The sequence below is a fragment of the Luteimonas sp. R10 genome (assembly GCF_045689605.1).
In the GTDB taxonomy this organism is placed as follows: domain Bacteria; phylum Pseudomonadota; class Gammaproteobacteria; order Xanthomonadales; family Xanthomonadaceae; genus Luteimonas.
The window spans coordinates 1,672,367-1,692,529 of the sequence record NZ_CP141262.1; the positions used below are offsets into that span (position 1 = coordinate 1,672,367).

Below are 20,163 nucleotides of genomic sequence, written 5' to 3' on the forward strand. Positions count from 1 at the left end.
GCTATGCTGCGCGCCCGCACGCCATCAGGTTCCACGATGTCACCGACGCTGTTCCAGACCCTGCTCGGCGCGCCGTTCTACACCCTGCCGGACGCGGTGCGGCTGCTGCATTCGAGCCGCGGCCGGGTGCGCATGGCCGGGCGTGCCACGATCGCCGGCGGCGGCAATCCGCTGGCGCGCCTGTGCGCGCGGATCGCCGGGCTGCCGCGCGCGGCGGACGACGTACCGGTGGCCGTCGAATTCTTCGCCGATGCCGCCGGCGAGCGCTGGGATCGCGATTTCGCCGGCATGCGCATGTCCTCGCAGCTGCGCGCCCGCGGCGGCCGGCTGCTGGAACGCCGCGGGCCGTTGCAGTTCCGCTTCTTGCTGCACGTCAACGACGGCATGCTGTTCTGGAACACGGTCGGGGTGCGCCTGTTCGGCGTCCTGCCGCTGCCGCCGCGGTTGTTCGCCGAGGTCGGCTGCTGCGAACGCGAGCACGAGGGGCGCTACGAGTTCCTGGTCGAGGCGGTGCTGCCGCTGATCGGCCGGGTGGTGCGCTACGAGGGCTGGCTGCTCCCAGACGACGGCGCCGATACGCCGGGCTCGCGATAATGCCGGCCCCACGACCGGAGCCGATCCCATGACCGCACAGACCCGCGCCGAACTCGCCGCCGTCCCGGGCGTCGCCGCCATCCGCGATGCCGCGACCCGCGATTTCGTCTTCAACCACACCATGCTGCGGATCAAGGATCCGCAGGCCTCGCTGGACTTCTACACCCGAGTGCTGGGCTTCACCCTGGCGCGCAAGGTGGATTTCGAACAGGCGAAGTTTTCGCTGTACTTCCTGGTGCTGGTCGACGATGGCGACGGCATTCCCGACGGCGACGAGGCGCGCCGGCAATGGCTGGCGCGCCAGCGCGGCGTGCTGGAGCTGACCCACAACTACGGCACCGAGTCCGAGCCCGGGCCGGTCTACCACGACGGCAACCGCGAGCCGCGCGGGTTCGGCCACATCTGCGTCAGCGTGCCGGACATCCGCGCCGCCTGCGCGCGCTTTGAGGCGTTGCAGGTGCCGTTCCAGAAGCGCCTGAGCGACGGCAGCATGAAGAGCATCGCCTTCATCAAGGATCCGGACGGCTACTGGGTCGAGATCATCCAGCCGGCGCCTTTGGACTGAGTGGAGCCCGGCGTCCGTGCGGACGGGTGCTGGAGATCGAGTGGGGCACGAACTCATGCATGGCGGGGTCGCGACTACCGTCGCTCCCACGAGTGCCGGAGTAGGGGCTGATGCGACTTCGCCTTTGTGGGAGCGACGGAAGTCGCGACGGAGCATCGGCGCGGGTGGCGGCTGAGCCGGGTCCGATCCATGGAAATGCGGCTTCCGTGCCCAAGGGCATCGTTCGGCCCGGCATCGGTGCCCGTCCTCGGCCACGCGCGAACCTTGAATCGCCGCCGCGCGGCCCGCATTGACAGGGCATCGCGGCGTCCGCCGGACTTCCCCGGGGCGTCCCGCACTTTCCGGAGAACCCACCGATGCGGATGGACAAGCTCACCTCGCGCTTCCAGCAGGCGATCGCCGATGCGCAGTCGCTGGCGGTCGGGCGCGACCACAACCTGATCGAACCGGTGCACCTGCTGGTGGCGCTGCTGGACCAGTCCGGCGGCGGCACCCGGCCGTTGCTGTCGCAGGCAGGCGTCAACGTGCCGCTGCTGCGCGAGCGCCTGGGCGAGATCCTGGAGAAGCTGCCGAAGGTGTCGGGCCAGGCCGGCAACATCTCGGTCGGCAACGACCTCGGCCGCCTGCTCAACGTCACCGACAAGCTGGCGCAGCAGCGCGGCGACGCCTACATCGCCTCGGAGCTGTTCCTGCTGGCGGCGCTCGAGGACAGTGGCGAGGCCGGCCGCGCGCTCAAGGCGGCCGGCGCCGACAAGGCCCGGCTGAACGCGGCGATCGATGCCATGCGCGGCGGCGAGAAGGTGGCCGACGAGAACGCCGAGGAGGCGCGCCAGGCGCTGGAGAAGTACACCATCGACCTCACCGCGCGCGCCGAGGGCGGCAAGCTCGATCCGGTGATCGGCCGCGACGAGGAGATCCGCCGTACCGTGCAGGTGCTGCAGCGGCGCACCAAGAACAATCCGGTGCTGATCGGCGAGCCCGGCGTCGGCAAGACCGCGATCGTGGAAGGCCTGGCGCAGCGCATCGTGAACGGCGAAGTGCCCGAGGGCCTGCGCGGCCGGCGCGTGCTGTCGCTGGACATGGGTGCGCTGATCGCCGGCGCCAAGTTCCGCGGCGAGTTCGAGGAGCGGCTGAAGGCGGTGCTGAGCGACCTGGCCAAGAACGAGGGCCAGATCATCCTGTTCATCGACGAACTGCACACCATGGTCGGCGCCGGCAAGGCGGAAGGCTCGATGGATGCAGGCAACATGCTCAAGCCCGCGCTCGCGCGCGGCGAGCTGCACTGCATCGGCGCGACCACGCTCGACGAGTACCGCAAGTACGTGGAGAAGGACGCCGCCCTCGAGCGCCGCTTCCAGAAGGTCTTCGTGGGCGAACCCAGCGTCGAGGACACGATCGCGATCCTGCGCGGGCTCAAGGAGAAGTACGCCGTGCACCACGGCGTGGAGATCACCGATCCGGCGATCGTCGCCGCCGCCACCCTCAGCCATCGCTACATCGCCGACCGCCAGCTGCCGGACAAGGCCATCGACCTGATGGACGAGGCCGCCAGCCGCATCCGCATGGAGATCGACTCCAAGCCGGAGGAACTCGACCGCAAGGAGCGCCGCCTGATCCAGCTCAAGATCCAGCGCGAGGCGCTGAAGAAGGAGAAGGATCCAGAGTCGAAGCAGCGCCTGTCCGACCTGGAAACCGAGATCGAGGCGCTGGAGCGCGAATACAACGACCTGGAGGAGGTGTGGAAGGCCGAGAAGGCCACCGTGCAGGGCGCGACGAAGATCAAGGAGCAGATCGAGCAGGCCCGGCTGGAGCTGGAAGCCGCGCAGCGCAAGCAGGACTACACCAGGATGAGCGAGATCCAGTACGGCCGCCTGCCGGAGCTGGAGAAGCAGCTGGCCGCGGCGCAGGAGGCCGAGACCCAGGGCTTCACCCTGCTGCAGGACAAGGTGACCGCCGAGGAGATCGCGGAGGTCGTCGCGCGCTGGACCGGCATTCCGGTCAGCAAGATGCTCGAAGGCGAGCGCGACAAGCTGCTGAAGATGGAGGCGGCGCTGCACGGGCGCGTGGTGGGCCAGGACGAGGCGATCCAGACGGTGTCCGATTCGGTGCGGCGCGCGCGCACGGGGCTGTCGGATCCCGACCGGCCCAGCGGCTCGTTCCTGTTCCTGGGGCCGACCGGCGTCGGCAAGACCGAGCTGTGCAAGGCGCTGGCCGAGTTCCTGTTCGACAGCGACGACGCCATGGTGCGCATCGACATGAGCGAATTCATGGAGAAGCACGCCGTCAGCCGCCTGGTCGGCGCGCCGCCGGGCTACGTCGGCTACGAGGAAGGCGGCTACCTGACCGAGGCGGTGCGCCGGCGGCCGTACAGCGTGATCCTGCTCGACGAGGTGGAGAAGGCGCACCCGGACGTGTTCAACATCCTGTTGCAGGTACTCGACGACGGCCGCCTGACCGACGGCCAGGGCCGCACGGTCGATTTCCGCAACACCGTGATCGTGATGACCTCCAACCTCGGCAGCCAGATGATCCAGGAGATGGGCGGCGACGACAGCCCGGAGGCGTATACGCAGATGAAGGCCTCGGTGATGGGGGTCGTGCAGTCGCACTTCCGTCCCGAGTTCATCAACCGGCTCGACGACATCGTGGTGTTCCACCCGCTCGACAAGCCGCAGATCAAGGCGATCGCGCGGATCCAGATGCGCGGCCTGGAAAAGCGCCTGGGCGAGCGCGGCATCCGCATCGAGATCTCGGACCAGGCCTTCGAGCTGCTGGGCAACGTCGGCTTCGACCCGGTCTACGGCGCGCGCCCGCTCAAGCGCGCGATCCAGCAGCAGCTGGAGAATCCGCTGGCATCGAAGATCCTCTCCGGCGAATTCGGCAGCGGCGACACGGTGCGCGTCGACGCCGAGGGCGGGCGGCTGGCGTTCCGCAAGGGCTGAGCCGGAAAAGGCCGGCGCCCGCCGCGGCGGGCGTCAATCGCGTGCGGCGCCGGCGCCTTCCGGCCGATCTCGCGTGGTGCCGGCCTGCTCGTTGCCGACCGGCTCGTCGTCGGGCCGTCCGTCCTCAGACTCCGCGGCAAGCATTTCCAGCGATGCCGGCGTGGTGCGCAGCATCGCGAAGAACGGCGCGCCCGGCACGTGGCTGCGGCGGTGCGCCTGGTAGCGATAGCCGGCGTAGACCGCCAGGCTTCCCTGCAGCAGTGCGAACCAGGCGAACAGCGCGGCCGGACCCAGCGCCGACATCAGCAGGCCCGCCAGCAGCGGGCCGAGCGCCGAGCCGATGCCGTTGACCAGCAGCACGCTGCTGCTGGCCGCGAGCACGTCCTCGGGCGGCAGCTGGTCGAGCAGGTGCGCGACCACGATCGGATAGGCCGAGAACGCCATGCCGCCGTAGAGGAAGACCAGTCCCTGCGACATGCCCGCGAACGGCATCGTCATCGGGATCAGCGCGGCGAACACGCAGGCCGCCGCGCACGCCAGCGCCAGCGCGAAACGGCGGTCGTGCCGATCGGAAAGCCGGCCCAGCGGCCACTGCAGCGCCGCGCCGCCCAGGATCGCCACGCTCATCGACATGCCGATCCCGGAGGCGTCCATGCCCTGGCGGCTGAAGTACACCGGCAGCAGGCCCCACAGCGCGCCCATCGCCAACCCCGAGACCAGCGCGCCGACGCCGGCGGTGGGGGCCACGGCGAGCAGCCGCCGCAACTGCAGCCGCGGCGCCGGCTGCAGCTGCGGCTGCGCCTGCCGAGTCAGCAGGACCGGCAGGCTGGCGGCGCAGACCAGCAGCGCCACCAGCACGAACAGCACGAAGTCCGCACCGCCCTCGACATGCAGCAGCTGCTGCGCCAGGGCCAGCGCACCCAGGTTCACCGCCATGTAGACCGCGAACACGCGGCCGCGCTGCGGCGGTTCGGCCTGCGCGTTGAGCCAGCTCTCGATCACCGTGTACAGGCCGACCAGGGCGGCGCCGAGCGCCAGCCGCGCGAGCAGCCACAGGATCGGATCGACGCTCAGCGTATGCAGCAGCACCACGCAGGCGCAGCATGCGGTGTAGAACGCGAACGCGCGGATGTGGCCGATGCGCCGGACCAGCGACGGCGCGACGAACGTGCCGATGAAGAATCCGGCGAAGTAGGCCGAGGTGAGTCCGCCGACCAGGGCGTCGGGATATCCCGCCTGGCTGGCGCGCAGCGGGACCAGCGTGTTGAGCAGGCCGCTGCCGAGCAGCAGCAGCGCGACGCCGGACAGCAGGGACAGGACGGGCCGCAACAGGCTGAGCATGGCGCCCGAGCCTAGCGCGGCGGCCGCTGCCGGATTGTGACCGGGGTGGAAAGCGGCCGTAACGGCAGGTTGACCGGCGGTCTGCTGCAATGCGCGCCAGGCAGGCCGTTCCCGGCGCACGGGTTCCGTCCTGCCGGTGCGGGAGGTGGCGCATGCGGGTGCTGATCGCGGGCGGTAGCGGCTTTCTCGGCTCGGCGCTGAGCGAACGGCTGGTGGGCGAGGGCGCCGCGGTCACCTGGCTGTCGCGCGCGCCGGACCGGAAGCGCGCGCCGGAGGCCGTCGAGGTGCGCGGCTACGACGCGCTCGCGCCGGGCGATGCCTGGGGTGCGGTGGTCAACCTGGCCGGCGCCGGCATCACCGACCGGCGCTGGAGCGAGGCGCGCAAGCGCGAACTGGTCGACAGCCGCCTCGGTCCGACGCGGACGCTGCTCGACTGGATGCGCACCTGCATCGACAGGCCACGGGTGCTGCTCAGCGGTTCCGCGGTCGGCTGGTACGGCGACCGCGGCGATGCGCCGCTGACCGAGGACAGCGACTTCCACGACGAGTTCGCGCACCGGCTGTGCGCGCAATGGGAGGCCGCCGCGCTCGAAGCGGAAGCGCTGGGCGTCCCGGTGGTGCTGCTGCGTACCGGCATTGCCCTGCATCCGGACGGCGGCATGCTCGGGCGCCTGCTGCCGCCGTTCCGGCTCGGGCTGGGCGGGCGCCTCGGCGACGGCACCCAGGTGCTGAGCTGGATCGCGCGCGAGGACTGGGTGGAGGCGGTGCGGTTCCTGATGGGGCTGCACCTGGACGACGCGGCGTCCGCGGGGCCGCGCGGCGTCTTCAACCTGGCCGCGCCCGCACCGGTCACCAACGCGGAGTTCACGTCCGCGCTCGCGCAGGCTCTCGGCAAGCGGACGTTCCTGCCGGTCCCGGCGCCGGCGCTGCGGCTGGCCCTGGGCGAGATGTCGACGCTGTTGCTGGGCGGGCAGCGCGTGCTGCCGCGGCGGCTGGCCCCGGCCGGTTTCGCCTTCCGGCATCCGCGGCTGGCGCCGTGCCTGCAGGCACAGCTGGGCCGCGGCGCGGCGCGGGCCGGCTAGCGGACAGCCGCGGAGCGTCCACGCCGCCCGTAGAGCCGAGCTTGCTCGGCTGCTCCGCCTGAGAAACCGGAACCGGCTCCGGAGCCGGGGCAGCGGAGCAAGCTCCGCTCTACGGCGCGGTTCGCAACTATCGGCGGGGGGCGTGCCCGGTGAGCGTCCATGCACGCACGTAGAGCCGAGCTTGCTCGGCTGCTCCGCCCGAGAAACCGGAACCGGCTCCGGAGCCGGGGCAGCGGAGCAAGCTCCGCTCTACGGGCGCGGTCGCGTCCATCAGCGGGGCCCGATGAGCGTCCGCGGGTCGGCTTCGGGGGACGCGTCCAGTCGCGCCAGCAGCCGTTCGATGCCGGCGGCCGCCGGCAGCGGCCAGGCGGCATCGGCCCGCGTCGACAGCGCCGTCCTTTCCGGGTTGATCTCCAGCACCGGCGTCCCCTGCGCCAATGCGTGCAACGGCAGCGCGGCGGCGGGGTGCACCAGCCCCGACGTGCCGACCACCAGCAGCAGATCGCAGGCGACGATCGCTTCCTGCGCGGCGTTCCAGGCCTCGCCGGGCAAGGATTCGCCGAACCACACCACGTCCGGGCGGAACCGGCCGCCGTCGCAGTGCGCGCAGGCCGGCGGCTCCTCGCGCGCGCCGTCGCCGGCGGGCGGTGGCGCGGCGACGATCGGGTCCGGATCGATGCGCGCGCCGCAACCGGCGCAGCGCGAGGCCAGCAACCGTCCATGCAGGTGCAGTACCCGCGACGAGCCGGCGCGTTCGTGCAGGTCGTCGACGTTCTGGGTCACCACGCTGACCGCGTGCCCGAGCGTCTCGAGCGCGGCGATGCCGAGATGGCCGGCGTGCGGCCGGGCCTGCCGGGCACGCGCCGCCCGCCAGCGGTACCAGCCCCAGACCAGCGCCGGATCGTCGTCGAACGCCTCCGGCGTCGCCAGCCGCTGCGGATCGAAGCGCGCCCACAAGCCGGTGAGCGCATCGCGGAAGGTCGGAATGCCGCTTTCCGCGGACATGCCGGCGCCGGTGAGCAGGACGATGCGCATCTTCCGCCGTGCTCAGCCCGGTGCCGCCGGTGTCGGCGTCGCGCCGGCGCGCGCCGGCCGGTACGGCGGCGTCGACATCACCATCTCCGACAGCGAGTAGGCCAGCTCGCGTTCGGCCAGCACCGCGGCGTCGGCGCCGTGCGCGAGCAGGTGTTTCACCTCGCCGTCGCTGTGGGCACGGGCGAGGATGCTCAGTTCCGGATTGACCTGGCGCAGCCGGGCGATGGTTTCGCCCGCCTCCAGCGCGCGCGGAATGGCGAAGATCGCCATCCGCGCGCGCGCCGGCAGCGCTTCGGCCATGACCGCTTCCGAGGCGACATTGCCGCGGACCGCCAGCAGTCCCGCCTGGCGCGCCTTCGCGACCAGGTCGGCGTCCTCCTCGACCACCACCAGCGGCACGCCGCGCGCCTGCAGCAGGCTCGCCAGCTGGCTGCCGACGCGGCCGTAGCCGACCAGGATGGCGTGCCCGTCGACGTCCAGCGGCGGCGTTTTCGGCTCGGGCGGGCGCAGTGCCGCGGCCCGCGCGTCCTCGCGCGCCTGCCAGCGGTCGAGCAGGGTGAAGATGAAGGGATTGACCAGGATCGACAGCAGCGCGCCGGCGATGACCAGGGCGTGGCCGTCCGCCGGCAGGATCTCCAGCGACAGCCCCAGCCCGGCGAGGATGAAGGAGAACTCGCCGATCTGCGCCAGGCTGGCGGAGATGGTCAGCGCGGTGGAGTTGGGCTTGCCGAACAGGCGCACGATCGCCCAGGCCGCCGCCGACTTGCCGAATACGATGATGAAGAAGGTCGCCAGCACCTCGAGCGGGCGCTCGAGCACGATGCCGGGATCGAACAGCATGCCGACCGAGACGAAGAACAGCACCGCGAACGCGTCGCGCAACGGCAGCGAGTCGGCGGCCGCCTTGTGGCTGAACTCCGACTCGTTGAGCAACATGCCGGCGAAGAACGCGCCGAGCGCGAACGACACGCCGAACAGCTCGGCCGCGCCGAACGCCACCCCCATCGCGATCGCCAGCACGCCGAGGGTGAACAGCTCGCGCGAGCCGGTGCCGGCGACGCGTTCCAGGATCCAGGGGATCACCCGGCGCCCGACCAGCAGCATCAGCGCGACGAACGCGCCGACCTTCAGCAGGGTGACGAGCAGGGTGCCGGAGAGGCCGCGGCCGCCGTCGGCGTCCTGGCCGCCGAGCGCGCCGGACAGCGCTGGGATCAGCACCAGCGCCAGCACCATCGCCAGGTCCTCGACGATCAGCCAGCCGACCGCGATCCGCCCGCGCTCGCTCTCGATCAGGCGCCGGTCCTCGAGCGCGCGCAGCAGCACCACCGTGCTCGCCACCGACAGCGCCAGGCCGAACATCAGCGAGGCGCCGTGCGACCAGCCCAGGTACTCGCCCAGGCCCAGGCCGAGCAGGGTGGCGACCGTGATCTGCGCGATCGCGCCGGGCAGCGCGATCGCCTTCACCGACATCAGGTCGCGCAGCGAGAAGTGCAGGCCGACGCCGAACATCAGCAGGATCACGCCGATCTCCGCCAGCTGCGGCGCCAGCTCCTGGTCGGCGACGAAGCCGGGCGTGTACGGGCCGGCGACGATGCCGGCGACCAGGTAGCCGACCAGCGGCGACAGCCGCAGGCGCTGGGCGACCAGCCCGAGCACGAAGGCGAGCACGAAGCCGACGCACAGCATGGAGATCAGCGAAATGTCGTGCGGCATCTGGTCTCCGGAGGGCTAACTCCCCTTCCCCCACTCGCCGGGAGAGGGTTGGGGTGAGGGGGCGACGGAGCCGAACGCCGGCGGGGACCGGAAAGCGTCCGGGCGTCGTCGGAGCTCCGCGCCGTCGGCACCTACCAGCGGTAGCCTATCCTGCCGTAGGCGAAGGCGCCGTTGAAGCCGAACGGCGAGGCCGCGCTGTAGGGCAGCTGGCCGGCGCTGGAGTTGGCGAAGATCACCTCGTCCGGATAGGCGTCGAACACGTTGTCGGCGCCGACGGTGAAGTCCCAGCCGCCGATGGCGTAGGTGGCCGCGACGTCGAGCGTCCACTCGGCGCCGAAGGTCTGGTCGCGGGCCGGATCTCCGTTGAGCACCTCGAATTCGCCGTAGCGCGTGGCGGCGGCCGAGAGCGTCCACGGCCCGCTGTTCCAGACGCCGGACAGGAACAGCTTGTCGGACGGCGCGCCCACCGTCACCCGGCCCTGCTCGACACGGCCGATGCGTTCCAGGTCGAGATCGCCGGTTTCCAGCTCCGGCGGATTGGGAGCGATGCGCTGGATGTCGGTGTCGTTGTAGTTGAAGCCGGCGGTGAAATCCAGGCTGCCGGCGTCCAGCGCCCAGCGGTAGGTGCCGACCAGGTCGACGCCGCGGGTGCGGGTGTCGATGGCGTTGGTGAAGTAACGGCCGCCGGTGACGCCGAAGATGCCATGGCTTTCGAGAAAATTACTGACCAGGCGGCGCAATGCAGGATCAGGGTTGTCGGGGTCGTCGACCAGGTTCTCCGACAGGATGATGCGGTCGTCGACGTCGATCTGGTAGGCGTCGATGGTGACGTACAGCGCATCCACCGGTTGCAGCACCAGGCCGAGGCTGACGTTGGTCGACTCCTCGGCCCTGAGCGGCTCGGCGCCGAGCGCGACCGCGACCGGATCGTCGACCGCGAAGGTGCGGACCTCGAACGGCACGCCGCCGATGAAGTTGGTCGAGGTGGACTGGAAGTGTTGCTGTTGCAGCGAGGGCGCGCGGAAGCCGGTGGAGACGGTGCCGCGCAGCGCCACCGCATCGCTGATGGCATAGCGCGCCGACAGCTTGCCCGAGGCGGTGCTGCCGAAGTCGCTGTAGTTCTCGTAACGCGCCGCCAGTCCGGCGCTGAAGCGGTCGCCCAGGTCGGCCTCGGCGTCGAGATAGAACGCGTAGCTGTGGCGGTCGTGCTGACCGGCATTCGCGGGCTGGAACCCGGGGAACACCTGGGCGCCGGGCGGCGCGCGGCTGCCGTCCGGCAGGGTCAGGTTGCCGTCGGCGTACGAGGCCGGTTCGCCCTGGCTCTGGTTGAACTTCTCGCCGCGCCACTCCGCGCCCCAGGCGAAGGTGACCGGATAGGCGAGGCCGACGTCCAGCGCCTTGTTGAAGTCCAGGTTGAACACGTTCTGGGTGACTTCCAGCGCACCGGCATGGAATTGGGTGGGCGTCCCGGGGCCGAGGCTGCGGTTGAGGCTGTTCTCGACGCCGAAGGTCAGGTGGTTGATGCCGTGGTTGAAGCTGATGTCGATCGCGGTGCCGCCGGCGGTGGTGCCGCGCAGGCCGATGACGCCGGCGCGGTCGTCGGCGATGTTGCGGATGTTGGGCAGGAAGCCGTCCGGATAGATCTCCGGAATGTTGCGGTTGTCGCCCGCGGGTCGATAGAAGCCGTTGGAGAGCGCGTCGCGCTTGCTGTAGGTGCCGAAGGAATAGAACACCACGCCCTCGGCCGGGCTGAACTCGGCGTTGTAGGCGACGGCGCGGCTGTCGACCTCGGGATCGCCATAGCGTTGCACCACCGCGCCCAGCGGCGGCGAACTCGCCGTGGGCGTGCCCTGGAACGGCCCGGCGCGGTCGGTCTGGTCCTGGTGCCCGGCCTGCGCCGCCAGGTGCAGGAAGCCGGCCTGGCCGAGCGCGATGCCGCCGTCGCCGGAGAGCTGGACCTGCTCGCCGTCGCCGGCGCTGTACTGGCCGTAGCGCGCGGCGATGCTGCCGCCGGCGTCGCTGCCCTTGAGCACGATGTTGATGACGCCGGCGATGGCGTCGGAGCCGTACTGCGCCGAGGCGCCGTCGCGCAGCACCTCCACGCGCTCGATCGCGGCGATCGGGATCGCGTTGAGATCGACCGGCGAGGAGCCGCGGCCCTGGCTGCCGTTGAGGTTGATCAGCGCGGTGGTGTGGCGGCGCTTGCCGTTGACCAGCACCAGCACCTGGTCCGGGGCCAGGCCGCGCAGCTGCGCCGGGCGGACCGCGTCGGTGCCGTCGGTGATCGCCGGGCGCGGGAAGTTGAGCGAGGGCAGGGCGCGGGACAGTGCCGTAGCCAGTTCCACCGTGCCGGTGGACTCCAGCGTTTCCGGGGAAATGATGTCGATCGGCGAGGCGGACTCGGCCACGGTGCGGTCGGCGACGCGGGTGCCGGTGACGATCAGGGTGTCGAGGGTGGTGGCGCGATCGCGCGGCGCGGGTTGGTCGGCGGCCGGCGACTGCGCCAGCGCAGCGGGGGAGGCGAGCGCCAGGGCGAGGCCGAGCGCAAGGGGGCGGCGTTGCATGAGGGGGGAGGCTCCTTATGCTTATCGTGGTGTTTCGGGGCGTCACCTCGCTGTAACAGCTCACCCTGAACGGGTCAACGGTTACATCCTCAACTGTCCGGTGAATGCTCCGCAGCGCGAAACGGCGCACGTTTTGGCCGATGGATGACGGCCGCGCGATCGCTCAGCTCCCTCTCGATTGCGGGAGAGAAGTTTGGCGTGAGGTGCCGGAGACGGTGACGCTTGGCTGGCGAATCGATCCGGACAAGGCCGTCGATTCTCCAATTACTCGGTCTTTCCAGACTCTCTGACAGCATCCGGCTCCGTCGTCCCCACCCAGCCCTCTCCGCCGCGAGTGGGGGAGAGGGCGCAGGGTGCGGCGGCGCATCGTGAGGGAAGTGCCGCCGCGCCGGACGTAATAGAATGTGCGGTCCATGATCGCCTTCCGCAATTTCGCCCTGCGCCGCGGCGAACGCCTGCTGCTGTCCGACGTCGACCTGGCCCTGCACGCGGGCTGGCGGGTCGGCGTGGTCGGCCGCAACGGCACCGGCAAGTCCTCGCTGTTCGCGGCGATCCGCGGCGAGGTCGAGGCCGACCGCGGCGACCTGGACGTGCCCAACCGGGTGCGCATCGCCAGCGTGGCGCAGGAGACGCCGTCGCTGCCCGACGCCGCGATCGACTTCGTGCTGTCCGGCGACATCGAGGTGGCCGCGGCGCTGCGCGCCGAGGCCGAGGCCACGGCGGCCGAGGACTGGGAGGCGGTGGCCGAGGCGCACCATCGGCTGGCCGAGCTCAACGGCTACGACGCCACCGCGCGCGCCGGCAAGCTGCTGCACGGCCTCGGCTTCGCTGCCGACGCGCACCAGCGGCCGGTGAGCGCGTTCTCCGGCGGCTGGCGGGTGCGCCTGAACCTGGCGCGGGCGCTGATGATGCCCAGCGACCTGCTGCTGCTCGACGAGCCCACCAACCATCTCGACCTCGATGCGGTGCTGTGGCTGGAGCAGTGGCTGCTGAAGTATCCGGGCACGCTGCTGCTGATCTCGCACGACCGCGAGTTCCTCGACAACGTCGCCACCCACACCCTGCACCTGCACGACGGCAAGGCCAAGCTCTACGTCGGCGACTACACCGCGTTCGAGCGCCAGCGCTCCGAACACCTGCGCCAGCAGCAGATCGCGCACGAGAAGGAGCAGGCCGAGCGTGCGCACCTGCAGCGCTTCATCGACCGCTTCCGTGCCCAGGCCACCAAGGCCCGGCAGGCGCAGTCGCGGATCAAGCGGCTGGCCAAGCTGGCCGGCACCGAGGCGGTGCGCGCCGAGCGCGAGCTGCGCATCGAGTTGCCCGTCCCGCAGAAGCTGCCGCATTCGCTGCTGCGGCTGAACGACGCTGATTGCGGTTATGGGCGTAATCCTGTGGGAGCGACGGAAGTCGCGACAGGGGGCCCGGCGAATGTCGCGACTTCCGTCGCTCCCACAAGGGAGGCTGCGCCGGAGCGCGTCCGGGTCCTCCGTCAAGTAGGCTTCGGCTTGGAACCCGGCGACCGCATCGGCCTGCTCGGCGCCAACGGCGCCGGCAAGTCGACCCTGGTCAAGTCGCTGGTCGGCGAACTGCCGCTGCTGGCCGGCGAGCGCGCCGCGCACCCGGACCTGTGCATCGGCTACTTCGCCCAGCACACCGTCGAAGCGCTGAAGGCGGGCACCTCGCCGATCGATCATCTGCGCGAGCTGGCGCCGGACACCGCCGTCCAGGCGTTCCGCGACTTCCTCGGCAAGTGGAACTTCCCCGGCGACCGCGCGTTCGAGTGCATCGACAACTTCTCCGGCGGGGAGCGTGCGCGATTGGCGCTGGCATTGATCGCCTGGCGAAAACCCAACGTGCTGCTGCTCGACGAGCCCACCAACCACCTCGACCTCGACATGCGCGAGGCGTTGGCCGAGGCGCTCAGCGACTACGAGGGCGCCATCGTGCTGGTCTCGCACGACCGGCACCTGATCGGCCTGGTCAGCGACAGCTTCTGGCGCGTCGCCGACGGCACGGTGCAGCCGTTCGACGGCGACCTGGACGCCTACGCGGCCTGGCTGCGCAGCCGTTCCGGCGATGACCGCGGCGCCAAGCCTGCCGCGGCGCCGGTCGCCGCGCCGGCGAAAGCGGCCGCGGCGAAGCCGAAGGTCAATCCGCATCGGCTGGCGCGGGCCGAAGCGCGCGTCGCCGAACTGGAGGCGGAGATCGCCTCGGTGGAGGCCGGACTGGCCGACCCGGCAGCCTATGCCGGCGACGCCTCGCGCGTCGCATCGCTGGGCCAGCGCCAGCGCGAGCTGCGCGCGGCGCTGGAGGAAGCGGAAGCCGAGTTGCTGGCGCTCTACGAGGCCGACGTCGCCTGAGCGCCGCCACCTGCTCTGTAGGAGGGGCTTCAGCCCGCGCCAGGCAGACGCATCGGTGACGACCACGATGAACGCGCCGCCGCGCGTTGCGAAGGGAAACAACGGCAGAGAAGATTTACTGTTCGCCCGCGCGGTCGAGGCTGAAGCCCCTCCTACAGCGCTAACGGGCATGGACAGCGAATGTCGGTACGCTCCAAAGCCCTCCGATTCTGCCGGGGATACTTGCATCGGTCTTCGCGCCGGTTGCATGCCGCCTGCGCCTGCCCCAACCGGTCCCATCACTCCGGCGCGGCAACTCGGCCGCGACGGTTTGCGCCCTTGCAGCATCCTTCTCGAGAGTATCCGTCGCCGGCGACGGCGGCCTGGCCGCTCCCGCTCGGCGCCGTCGACGGTGCCCGGGCGTCCGACCCGTCCCGGCCGGCCTCCATCCATCAGGAGTCACCACATGCCAAGCGCCGTACGTTTCGCAGGACCGCTCCCCCTCCTCTTCGCTCTGTGTGCACTCGCCGCCGCCGCGACCGCCGCCGCCGTCGATCCGCGCAGCCAGGTGGCCGGGGTGGCGCAGGTGGTGGAGGCGCATTACCACGATCCCGCCCGCGGCAGGGAGATCGCCGATGGCTTGCGCGCCGACGCGGCGCAGGGCACGTTCGACGCGCTGCACGATCCACGCGACCTCGCCACCGCGCTGACCGGACGCCTGCGGCCGCTCGACCGCCATTTCGCAGTGCGCTGGTCGCCGGAGCCGGCGTCCGCGCCGGGACGCCAGGAAGGCTCGCCCGCTTCGTCCGCGCCGCCGCTGGACCGGAGTCGCCGCGGCAACTACGGGGTCCGGCGCGTCGAGGTGCTGCCGGGCAACGTCGGCTACATCGACCTGCGGCAGTTCGCCCACTTCGACTTCGAGGCGCCGGAGCCGCCGGCCCGCCGCGCCATCGAGGCCGCCCTGCAACTGGTCGCGCACGCCGATGCACTGGTCATCGACCTGCGCGGCAACGGCGGCGGCTCGCCGGCGATGGTCGGCTACCTGGCCAGCGCGTTCACGCCCCGCGGCGCCGACATCTACAACGTCTTCCATGCCCGCGAAGGCACCACCAGCGAGGCGCCGGACGACTGGTACCCCACGCCGCGGCTGGACACGCCGCTCTACCTGCTGACCAGCGCCCGTACCGGTTCGGCGGCCGAAGCCTTCGCCTACACCCTGCAGAACGCCGGGCGCGCCATCGTGGTCGGCGAGCGGACCGCGGGCGCCGCCAATCCCGGCGCCGAGTTCGACGCCGGCCACGGTTTTCGCGTGTTCGTCTCCACCGGCTCGCCGGTGAGCCCCGTCACCGGACGCAACTGGGAAGGCGACGGCGTGCCGCCGGACGTGGCCGTGGTCCCCGCCGATGCCCTGTCGACCGCCAGGATGCTGGCGCTGGAAGCGATGCTCGAACGCGGCCCGCCGGATGCCGAAGCCGTCGATGCGCGCTGGGTGCTGGAGGCGCTGCGCGCGCAAGCCGCGGCGGTCGATTCGGCGCCGTTCGAGGATTACATCGGCGGCTACGGGTCCGTCGCCGTCGGTACGCGGGACGGGCGCCTGTTCCTGCGCAATGGCCGGCGCCCGCCGCAGGACCTGATGCCGCTCGGCGATGACCTGTTCGCGGTGGCCGACGATCCGTCGCTGCGCGTCCGCTTCGAACGCGACGCGCGGGGACGGGTCGCAGCGCTGGAAACGCTGGGCTCCGACGGGCGCGCCAGCCGCTTCCGCCGCGGCGGGTAGCGTCGGCGCGGCGGCCCTTCCACGTCGGCCCGCGATCGATAGCGCGCAGCCGCGGGTAACGCTCGCCGAGCACGGCACGCGATCCGTTCGGGAGGCGGGCTCAGGGCACCCGCGGCCGTGCTTGCTCCGCGCTGCCGCCGCGACTACGGTACGGCCATGAACAAGCCCGTCGCCCGTGTATCCGTCGCCGTTCTCGTGCTGGCGCTGTCGGCCTGCATCCGGATCGGCTCTTCCGACGCCGATTCCGACGACGGTGCCGCCGCCAGGGCCGATGCCGCCGCGGAGGAGTCGTACGACCCGGCGCAGCCGCGCGGTGCCGCGCCGGCCGACGAATTCCTCGTCAACCTGGCCCGGCACTGCGGCCAGGCTTTCGCCGGCCGCATCGTCGCCAACGAGCCGCGATCGGCCGAGCCGGATGCCTTCGAGGGCAAGCCGCTAGTGATGCATGTACGCGGTTGCGACGATCCGGGGCGCGAACTGCACGTGCCGTTCCACGTCGGCGACGACCGTTCGCGCACCTGGGTCCTGACCCGCACCGGCACCGGCCTGCGGCTCAAGCACGACCATCGCCACGAGGACGGCAGCGACGATGCGGTGACGATGTACGGCGGCGATACCGTCGACGACGGCAGCGCGCAGCGGCAGGAATTCCCGGCCGATGCCGAATCGATCGCGCTGTTCGAGCGCGAAGGCCTGGAGGCTTCGGTCGCCAACACCTGGGCGATGGAGATCGAGCCGGAGCGGCGTTTCCTCTACGAACTCGGCCGTCCCGACGGACGCCTGTTCCAGGTGGAGTTCGACCTGACCGCGCCGGTGGACCCGCCGCCCGCGCCCTGGGGCGACTGAGCGGGCGTACGAGCGCGCGATGCGGGCTCCGTGGGGCGTCGGTGACGCTGGGCGTGCCGCCGCGGCGCCTGCCGCTTGATTCGCCGGCCGCCGGCCCCACAATGCGCGCAGACTCCACGAGTGCACCGCCATGCCGATCTACGCCTATCGCTGCGCCGCCTGCGGCCACGACTTCGACCGTCTGCAGAAGCTGTCCGACCCCGATCCCGAGGCCTGTCCCGCCTGTGCCGCCGACGCGGTGAAGCGGCAGCTGACCGCGCCGGCGTTCCGCCTGTCCGGCAGCGGCTGGTACGAGACCGATTTCAAGAGGGACGGCGAGAAGAAGCGCAACCTGGTCGAAGGCGGCGAGGGTGCGGCCAAGCCGGAGCCGGCCCCGGCGGCGGATGCCAAGGCGCCCGCGGCGAAGACCGACGGCGCCGCCGCGAAGCCGGACGCCAAGCCCGCGCCGGCCGCGGCGGCCAAGCCGGCCCCCGCCGCCAGCGCCTGACGCCGGCGCGAAGGGCGTCCGCGCCTCAGCGCACGCCGAAGCGGGCGCGGCAGCCGCCGCTGACCCAGAGCGACGCGCCGCCGTCGTAGCCCCAGGAGCGGCCTTCCACGCACGGCCGGTCCGACAGCTGCTCGATCATCCGCGGCCGTCCGCGCCCGGCCTGCCAGGCGCAGGTGGTGCGCTGGAAGTGGTCGCTGGCGCAGGTCACGTTGTAGCCATTCGTGGGCGGGCGCGGCCCCGGGCCGCTACCGTTGCCGCTGCCGAACTCGGCCCGGCAGCCGGCGTCGACCCACAGCCCGCGCCGATCGTAGCCCCAGCTGCGGCCCTGCACGCACGCCTGGCCGGAAAGCTGTCGAAGCAGCCGCGGCCGGCCCGCCGCCGCATTCCAGGGACAGGTCCGGAAGCGCCCGCCCTCGCTGGCGCAGGTGACGCGGTCGCCGGCGACCGGCGGCCGGACCTGCGCGCCGGCGGCGAACTCCGCGCGGCAGCCGTTGCCGACCTGGACGCGACCGGCCTGCGAGTGCCAGGTGCGGCCCTCGACGCAGGGCGCCGAGGACAGCTGCCGGACCAGCCGCGACGGGCCGCGCCACGGCGTCGGGCAGGTGCGCGAGCGGCCATCGTCGCTTTCGCAGCGGATGGTGTTGCCCGGCCGGACGGGCGGCCGCGGGCCGCCGGGCGTGCCGGCCAGCGAGCGGGCGATGTCCTGCTTGATCCGGCTGAAGGTCCAGTTGGAGCGGTTGACCTGGTCGAGGTAGAACCGCAGCTGGTCGTCGGGGATGCGGCGGCCGCGGGACTGGTCGGAGTATTCGAGCGCGATCACGCGCTCCTGGTCGCGGACCGGCAGTTCGCGCAGGTTCTCGGGCGCGTAGGCGCGTGTCTGCGGCTGGGCGTGCAGCGGCGAACCGCCGAACGCGACCAGGGCCAGGAGCAGGAGACATCCGGACAGGCGGTACATGGCGATTCCCTCCGATGGCGGCGGCCGGCGCAGCCGCGGCGACGCGACCCGGCGGCCTGCCGCTAAAATAGCGCGTTTCCCGCCCCGAAAAGCGGGACCGCCTTCGCTCCCTGGAGTCTCCATGCGTACCCATTACTGCGGCCTCGTCGACGAGGCGCTGGTCGGACAGACCGTCACCCTGTGCGGCTGGGCCGATGTCGCCCGCGACCTCGGCGGACTGTGCTTCATCGACCTGCGCGACCACGAGGGCATCGTCCAGGTCGTCGCCGAGCCCGAGGCCGGCACCGAAGGCAATGCCGAGGTGATCGCCGCCGCGGCCGGCGTGGGCTACGAGGACTGCCTGCGCGTGACCGGCCAGGTGCGGCTGCGCGAATCGCCCAACCCGAAGCTGCCGAACGGCCGGGTGGAGGTGGTGGCGCGCCGCATCGAGGTGCTCAACAAGGCCGAGCCGCTGCCCTTCCACGCCCACGAGAACCCGGGCGAGGACATCCGCCTGCAGTACCGCTACCTCGACCTGCGCACGCCGCAGATGCAGGCCAAGCTGCGCATCCGCACCCGCCTGGTGCAGGCGTTGCGGCGCTGGCTGGACGCGCGCGGCTTCCAGGACATCGAGACGCCGATCCTGACCAAGGCCACGCCCGAGGGCGCGCGCGACTTCCTGGTGCCGGCGCGCATGCATCCGGGCGAGTTCTACGCGCTGCCGCAGTCGCCGCAGCTGTTCAAGCAGATCCTGATGATGGCCGGCTTCGACCGCTACTACCAGATCGCGCGCTGCTTCCGCGACGAGGCGCTGCGCGCCGACCGCCAGCTCGAGTTCACTCAGTTGGACATGGAGTTCGCCTGGGTGTCCGAGCAGGACGTGCAGGACACGGTCGAGGCGATGATGCGCGACGTGTTCCGCGAGGTGATGGACGTCGAGCTCGGCGTCTTCCCGCGGATGACCTGGGCCGAGGCGATGCGCCGCTACGGTTCCGACAAGCCGGACCTGCGCATCGCGCTGGAGCTGGTCGACGTCGATCCCGAGGTGAAGGGTTCGGAGTTCAAGGTCTTCACCGACTGGGCCGGCGTCGACGGCGGCCGCGTCTGCGCGCTGCGGGTGCCGGGCGGCGCGGCGCTGTCGCGCAAGCAGATCGACGAGTATGCCGCGCACGCGGCCAAGTTCGGCGCCAAGGGCCTGGCCTACGCCAAGTTCTCGGAGAGCGGCGAGCTGTCGTCGCCGGTCGCCAAGTTCTTCTCCGACGAGGCGTTCGCCGCGCTGCTCGCGCGCGTCGGCGCCGGCAACGGCGACATCGTGTTCTTCGGTGCCGGCAAGTACGCGACCGTGAGCGATTTCATGGGCGCGGTGCGGCTCAAGGCCGGCCGGGACTTCGGCCTGGTCGAGGCCGGCTGGCGGCCGCTGTGGGTCACCGACTTCCCGATGTTCGAATGGGACGAGGAGGCGAACCGCCACGTCGCGCTGCATCACCCGTTCACCGCGCCCGCGGTCGACGACGAAGCCGAATTGCGCGCGAACGCCCACACCGCGGTCTCGCGCGGCTACGACATGGTGCTCAACGGCAACGAGATCGGCGGCGGTTCGATCCGCATCCATCGCGCGAGCATGCAGTCGGCGGTGTTCGAACTGCTCGGCATCGGCGCCGGCGAGGCGCGGGCCAAGTTCGGCTTCCTGCTCGATGCGCTCAAGTACGGCGCGCCGCCGCACGGCGGCATCGCCTTCGGCATCGACCGCATCGCCGCGCTGATGGCCGGCACCGATTCGATCCGCGACGTCATCGCCTTCCCCAAGACCACCGGCGGCCAGTGCCTGATGACCGGCGCGCCGTCGCCGATCCCCGAGGCGCAGCTGGCGGAAGTGCACGTCGCGGTGCGGCCCAAGGGCTGACGTTTCCAGGGATGAGCCTTCCGGGGACAAGAGTCATACCC

General features: G+C 71.5%; 14 protein-coding genes. 9 read left to right on the forward strand and 5 right to left on the reverse strand.

The genetic code is table 11. From position 1 onward, the window contains the following. The first annotated feature begins 36 nt into the window (after positions 1–36). From U3649_RS06995 to clpB, 3 genes are all read left to right on the forward strand, one after another. Positions 37–594, forward strand: a complete 558-nt coding sequence (locus tag U3649_RS06995; RefSeq protein WP_407354140.1) for a DUF4166 domain-containing protein — start codon at positions 37–39, stop codon at positions 592–594. A 28-nt stretch (positions 595–622) separates the two neighbouring features. Further along, entirely contained in the window at positions 623–1,159 is a 537-nt protein-coding gene (gene gloA, locus U3649_RS07000) for a lactoylglutathione lyase (protein WP_407354141.1), read from the forward strand. Between the two features lie 356 nt (positions 1,160–1,515). Further along, positions 1,516–4,101 carry an ATP-dependent chaperone ClpB gene (gene clpB / locus U3649_RS07005; protein WP_407354142.1) on the forward strand — a complete coding sequence of 862 codons (2,586 nt, stop codon included), beginning with the start codon at positions 1,516–1,518 and terminating at the stop codon, positions 4,099–4,101. Between the two features lie 33 nt (positions 4,102–4,134). Here clpB and U3649_RS07010 read toward each other — a convergent pair whose 3' ends face one another. Continuing rightward, positions 4,135–5,442 carry an MFS transporter gene (locus U3649_RS07010; RefSeq protein ID WP_407354143.1) on the reverse strand — a complete coding sequence of 436 codons (1,308 nt, stop codon included), beginning with the start codon at positions 5,440–5,442 and terminating at the stop codon, positions 4,135–4,137. A 152-nt stretch (positions 5,443–5,594) separates the two neighbouring features. Here U3649_RS07010 and U3649_RS07015 point away from each other — a divergent pair, with 152 nt between their 5' ends. Continuing rightward, positions 5,595–6,524, forward strand: coding sequence for a TIGR01777 family oxidoreductase (locus tag U3649_RS07015; RefSeq protein ID WP_407354144.1), 930 nt, complete (start codon positions 5,595–5,597; stop codon positions 6,522–6,524). A 270-nt stretch (positions 6,525–6,794) separates the two neighbouring features. On the opposite strand, the gene U3649_RS07020 is transcribed toward U3649_RS07015, so the two are convergent. The 3 genes from U3649_RS07020 to U3649_RS07030 all read right to left on the reverse strand — a co-directional run bounded on the left by U3649_RS07020 (position 6,795) and on the right by U3649_RS07030 (position 11,836). Then, the gene (locus U3649_RS07020) at positions 6,795–7,559 is read right to left on the reverse strand and encodes an SIR2 family NAD-dependent protein deacylase (protein ID WP_407354145.1); all 765 of its coding nucleotides are present in this window, start codon (positions 7,557–7,559) and stop codon (positions 6,795–6,797) included. 12 nt (positions 7,560–7,571) lie between these two features. After that, positions 7,572–9,272: a YbaL family putative K(+) efflux transporter gene (gene ybaL, locus U3649_RS07025; protein WP_407354146.1), complete on the reverse strand. Its 1,701-nt coding sequence runs from the start codon at positions 9,270–9,272 to the stop codon at positions 7,572–7,574. Between the two features lie 131 nt (positions 9,273–9,403). Next, complete coding sequence (locus U3649_RS07030; protein WP_407354147.1) at positions 9,404–11,836, reverse strand: TonB-dependent receptor plug domain-containing protein; 2,433 nt, start codon at positions 11,834–11,836, stop codon at positions 9,404–9,406. A 413-nt stretch (positions 11,837–12,249) separates the two neighbouring features. On the opposite strand from U3649_RS07030, the gene U3649_RS07035 reads away from it, so the two are divergent. The 4 genes from U3649_RS07035 (at position 12,250) to U3649_RS07050 (ending at position 17,285) form a co-directional block, all read left to right on the forward strand. Continuing rightward, complete coding sequence (locus U3649_RS07035) at positions 12,250–14,196, forward strand: ABC-F family ATP-binding cassette domain-containing protein (protein WP_407354148.1); 1,947 nt, start codon at positions 12,250–12,252, stop codon at positions 14,194–14,196. Positions 14,197–14,641: 445 nt separating this feature from the next. After that, a complete protein-coding gene (locus U3649_RS07040; protein ID WP_407354149.1) occupies positions 14,642–15,952 on the forward strand; it encodes a S41 family peptidase in 1,311 nt (436 codons plus the stop codon). Between the two features lie 156 nt (positions 15,953–16,108). Beyond that, complete coding sequence (locus tag U3649_RS07045) at positions 16,109–16,798, forward strand: hypothetical protein (RefSeq protein WP_407354150.1); 690 nt, start codon at positions 16,109–16,111, stop codon at positions 16,796–16,798. A gap of 130 nt (positions 16,799–16,928) precedes the next feature. Then, positions 16,929–17,285 (forward strand): FmdB family zinc ribbon protein, encoded by a 357-nt coding sequence (locus U3649_RS07050; protein ID WP_407354151.1) that lies wholly within the window; start codon positions 16,929–16,931, stop codon positions 17,283–17,285. A gap of 25 nt (positions 17,286–17,310) precedes the next feature. Here U3649_RS07050 and U3649_RS07055 read toward each other — a convergent pair whose 3' ends face one another. Next, positions 17,311–18,240, reverse strand: coding sequence for a DUF3011 domain-containing protein (locus U3649_RS07055; protein WP_407354152.1), 930 nt, complete (start codon positions 18,238–18,240; stop codon positions 17,311–17,313). A gap of 121 nt (positions 18,241–18,361) precedes the next feature. Between U3649_RS07055 and aspS the strand changes: the two genes are divergently transcribed. Then, on the forward strand, positions 18,362–20,122 hold the full coding sequence (gene aspS / locus U3649_RS07060; protein ID WP_407354153.1) for an aspartate--tRNA ligase: 1,761 nt from the start codon (positions 18,362–18,364) through the stop codon (positions 20,120–20,122). Positions 20,123–20,163: the final 41 nt, after the last annotated feature.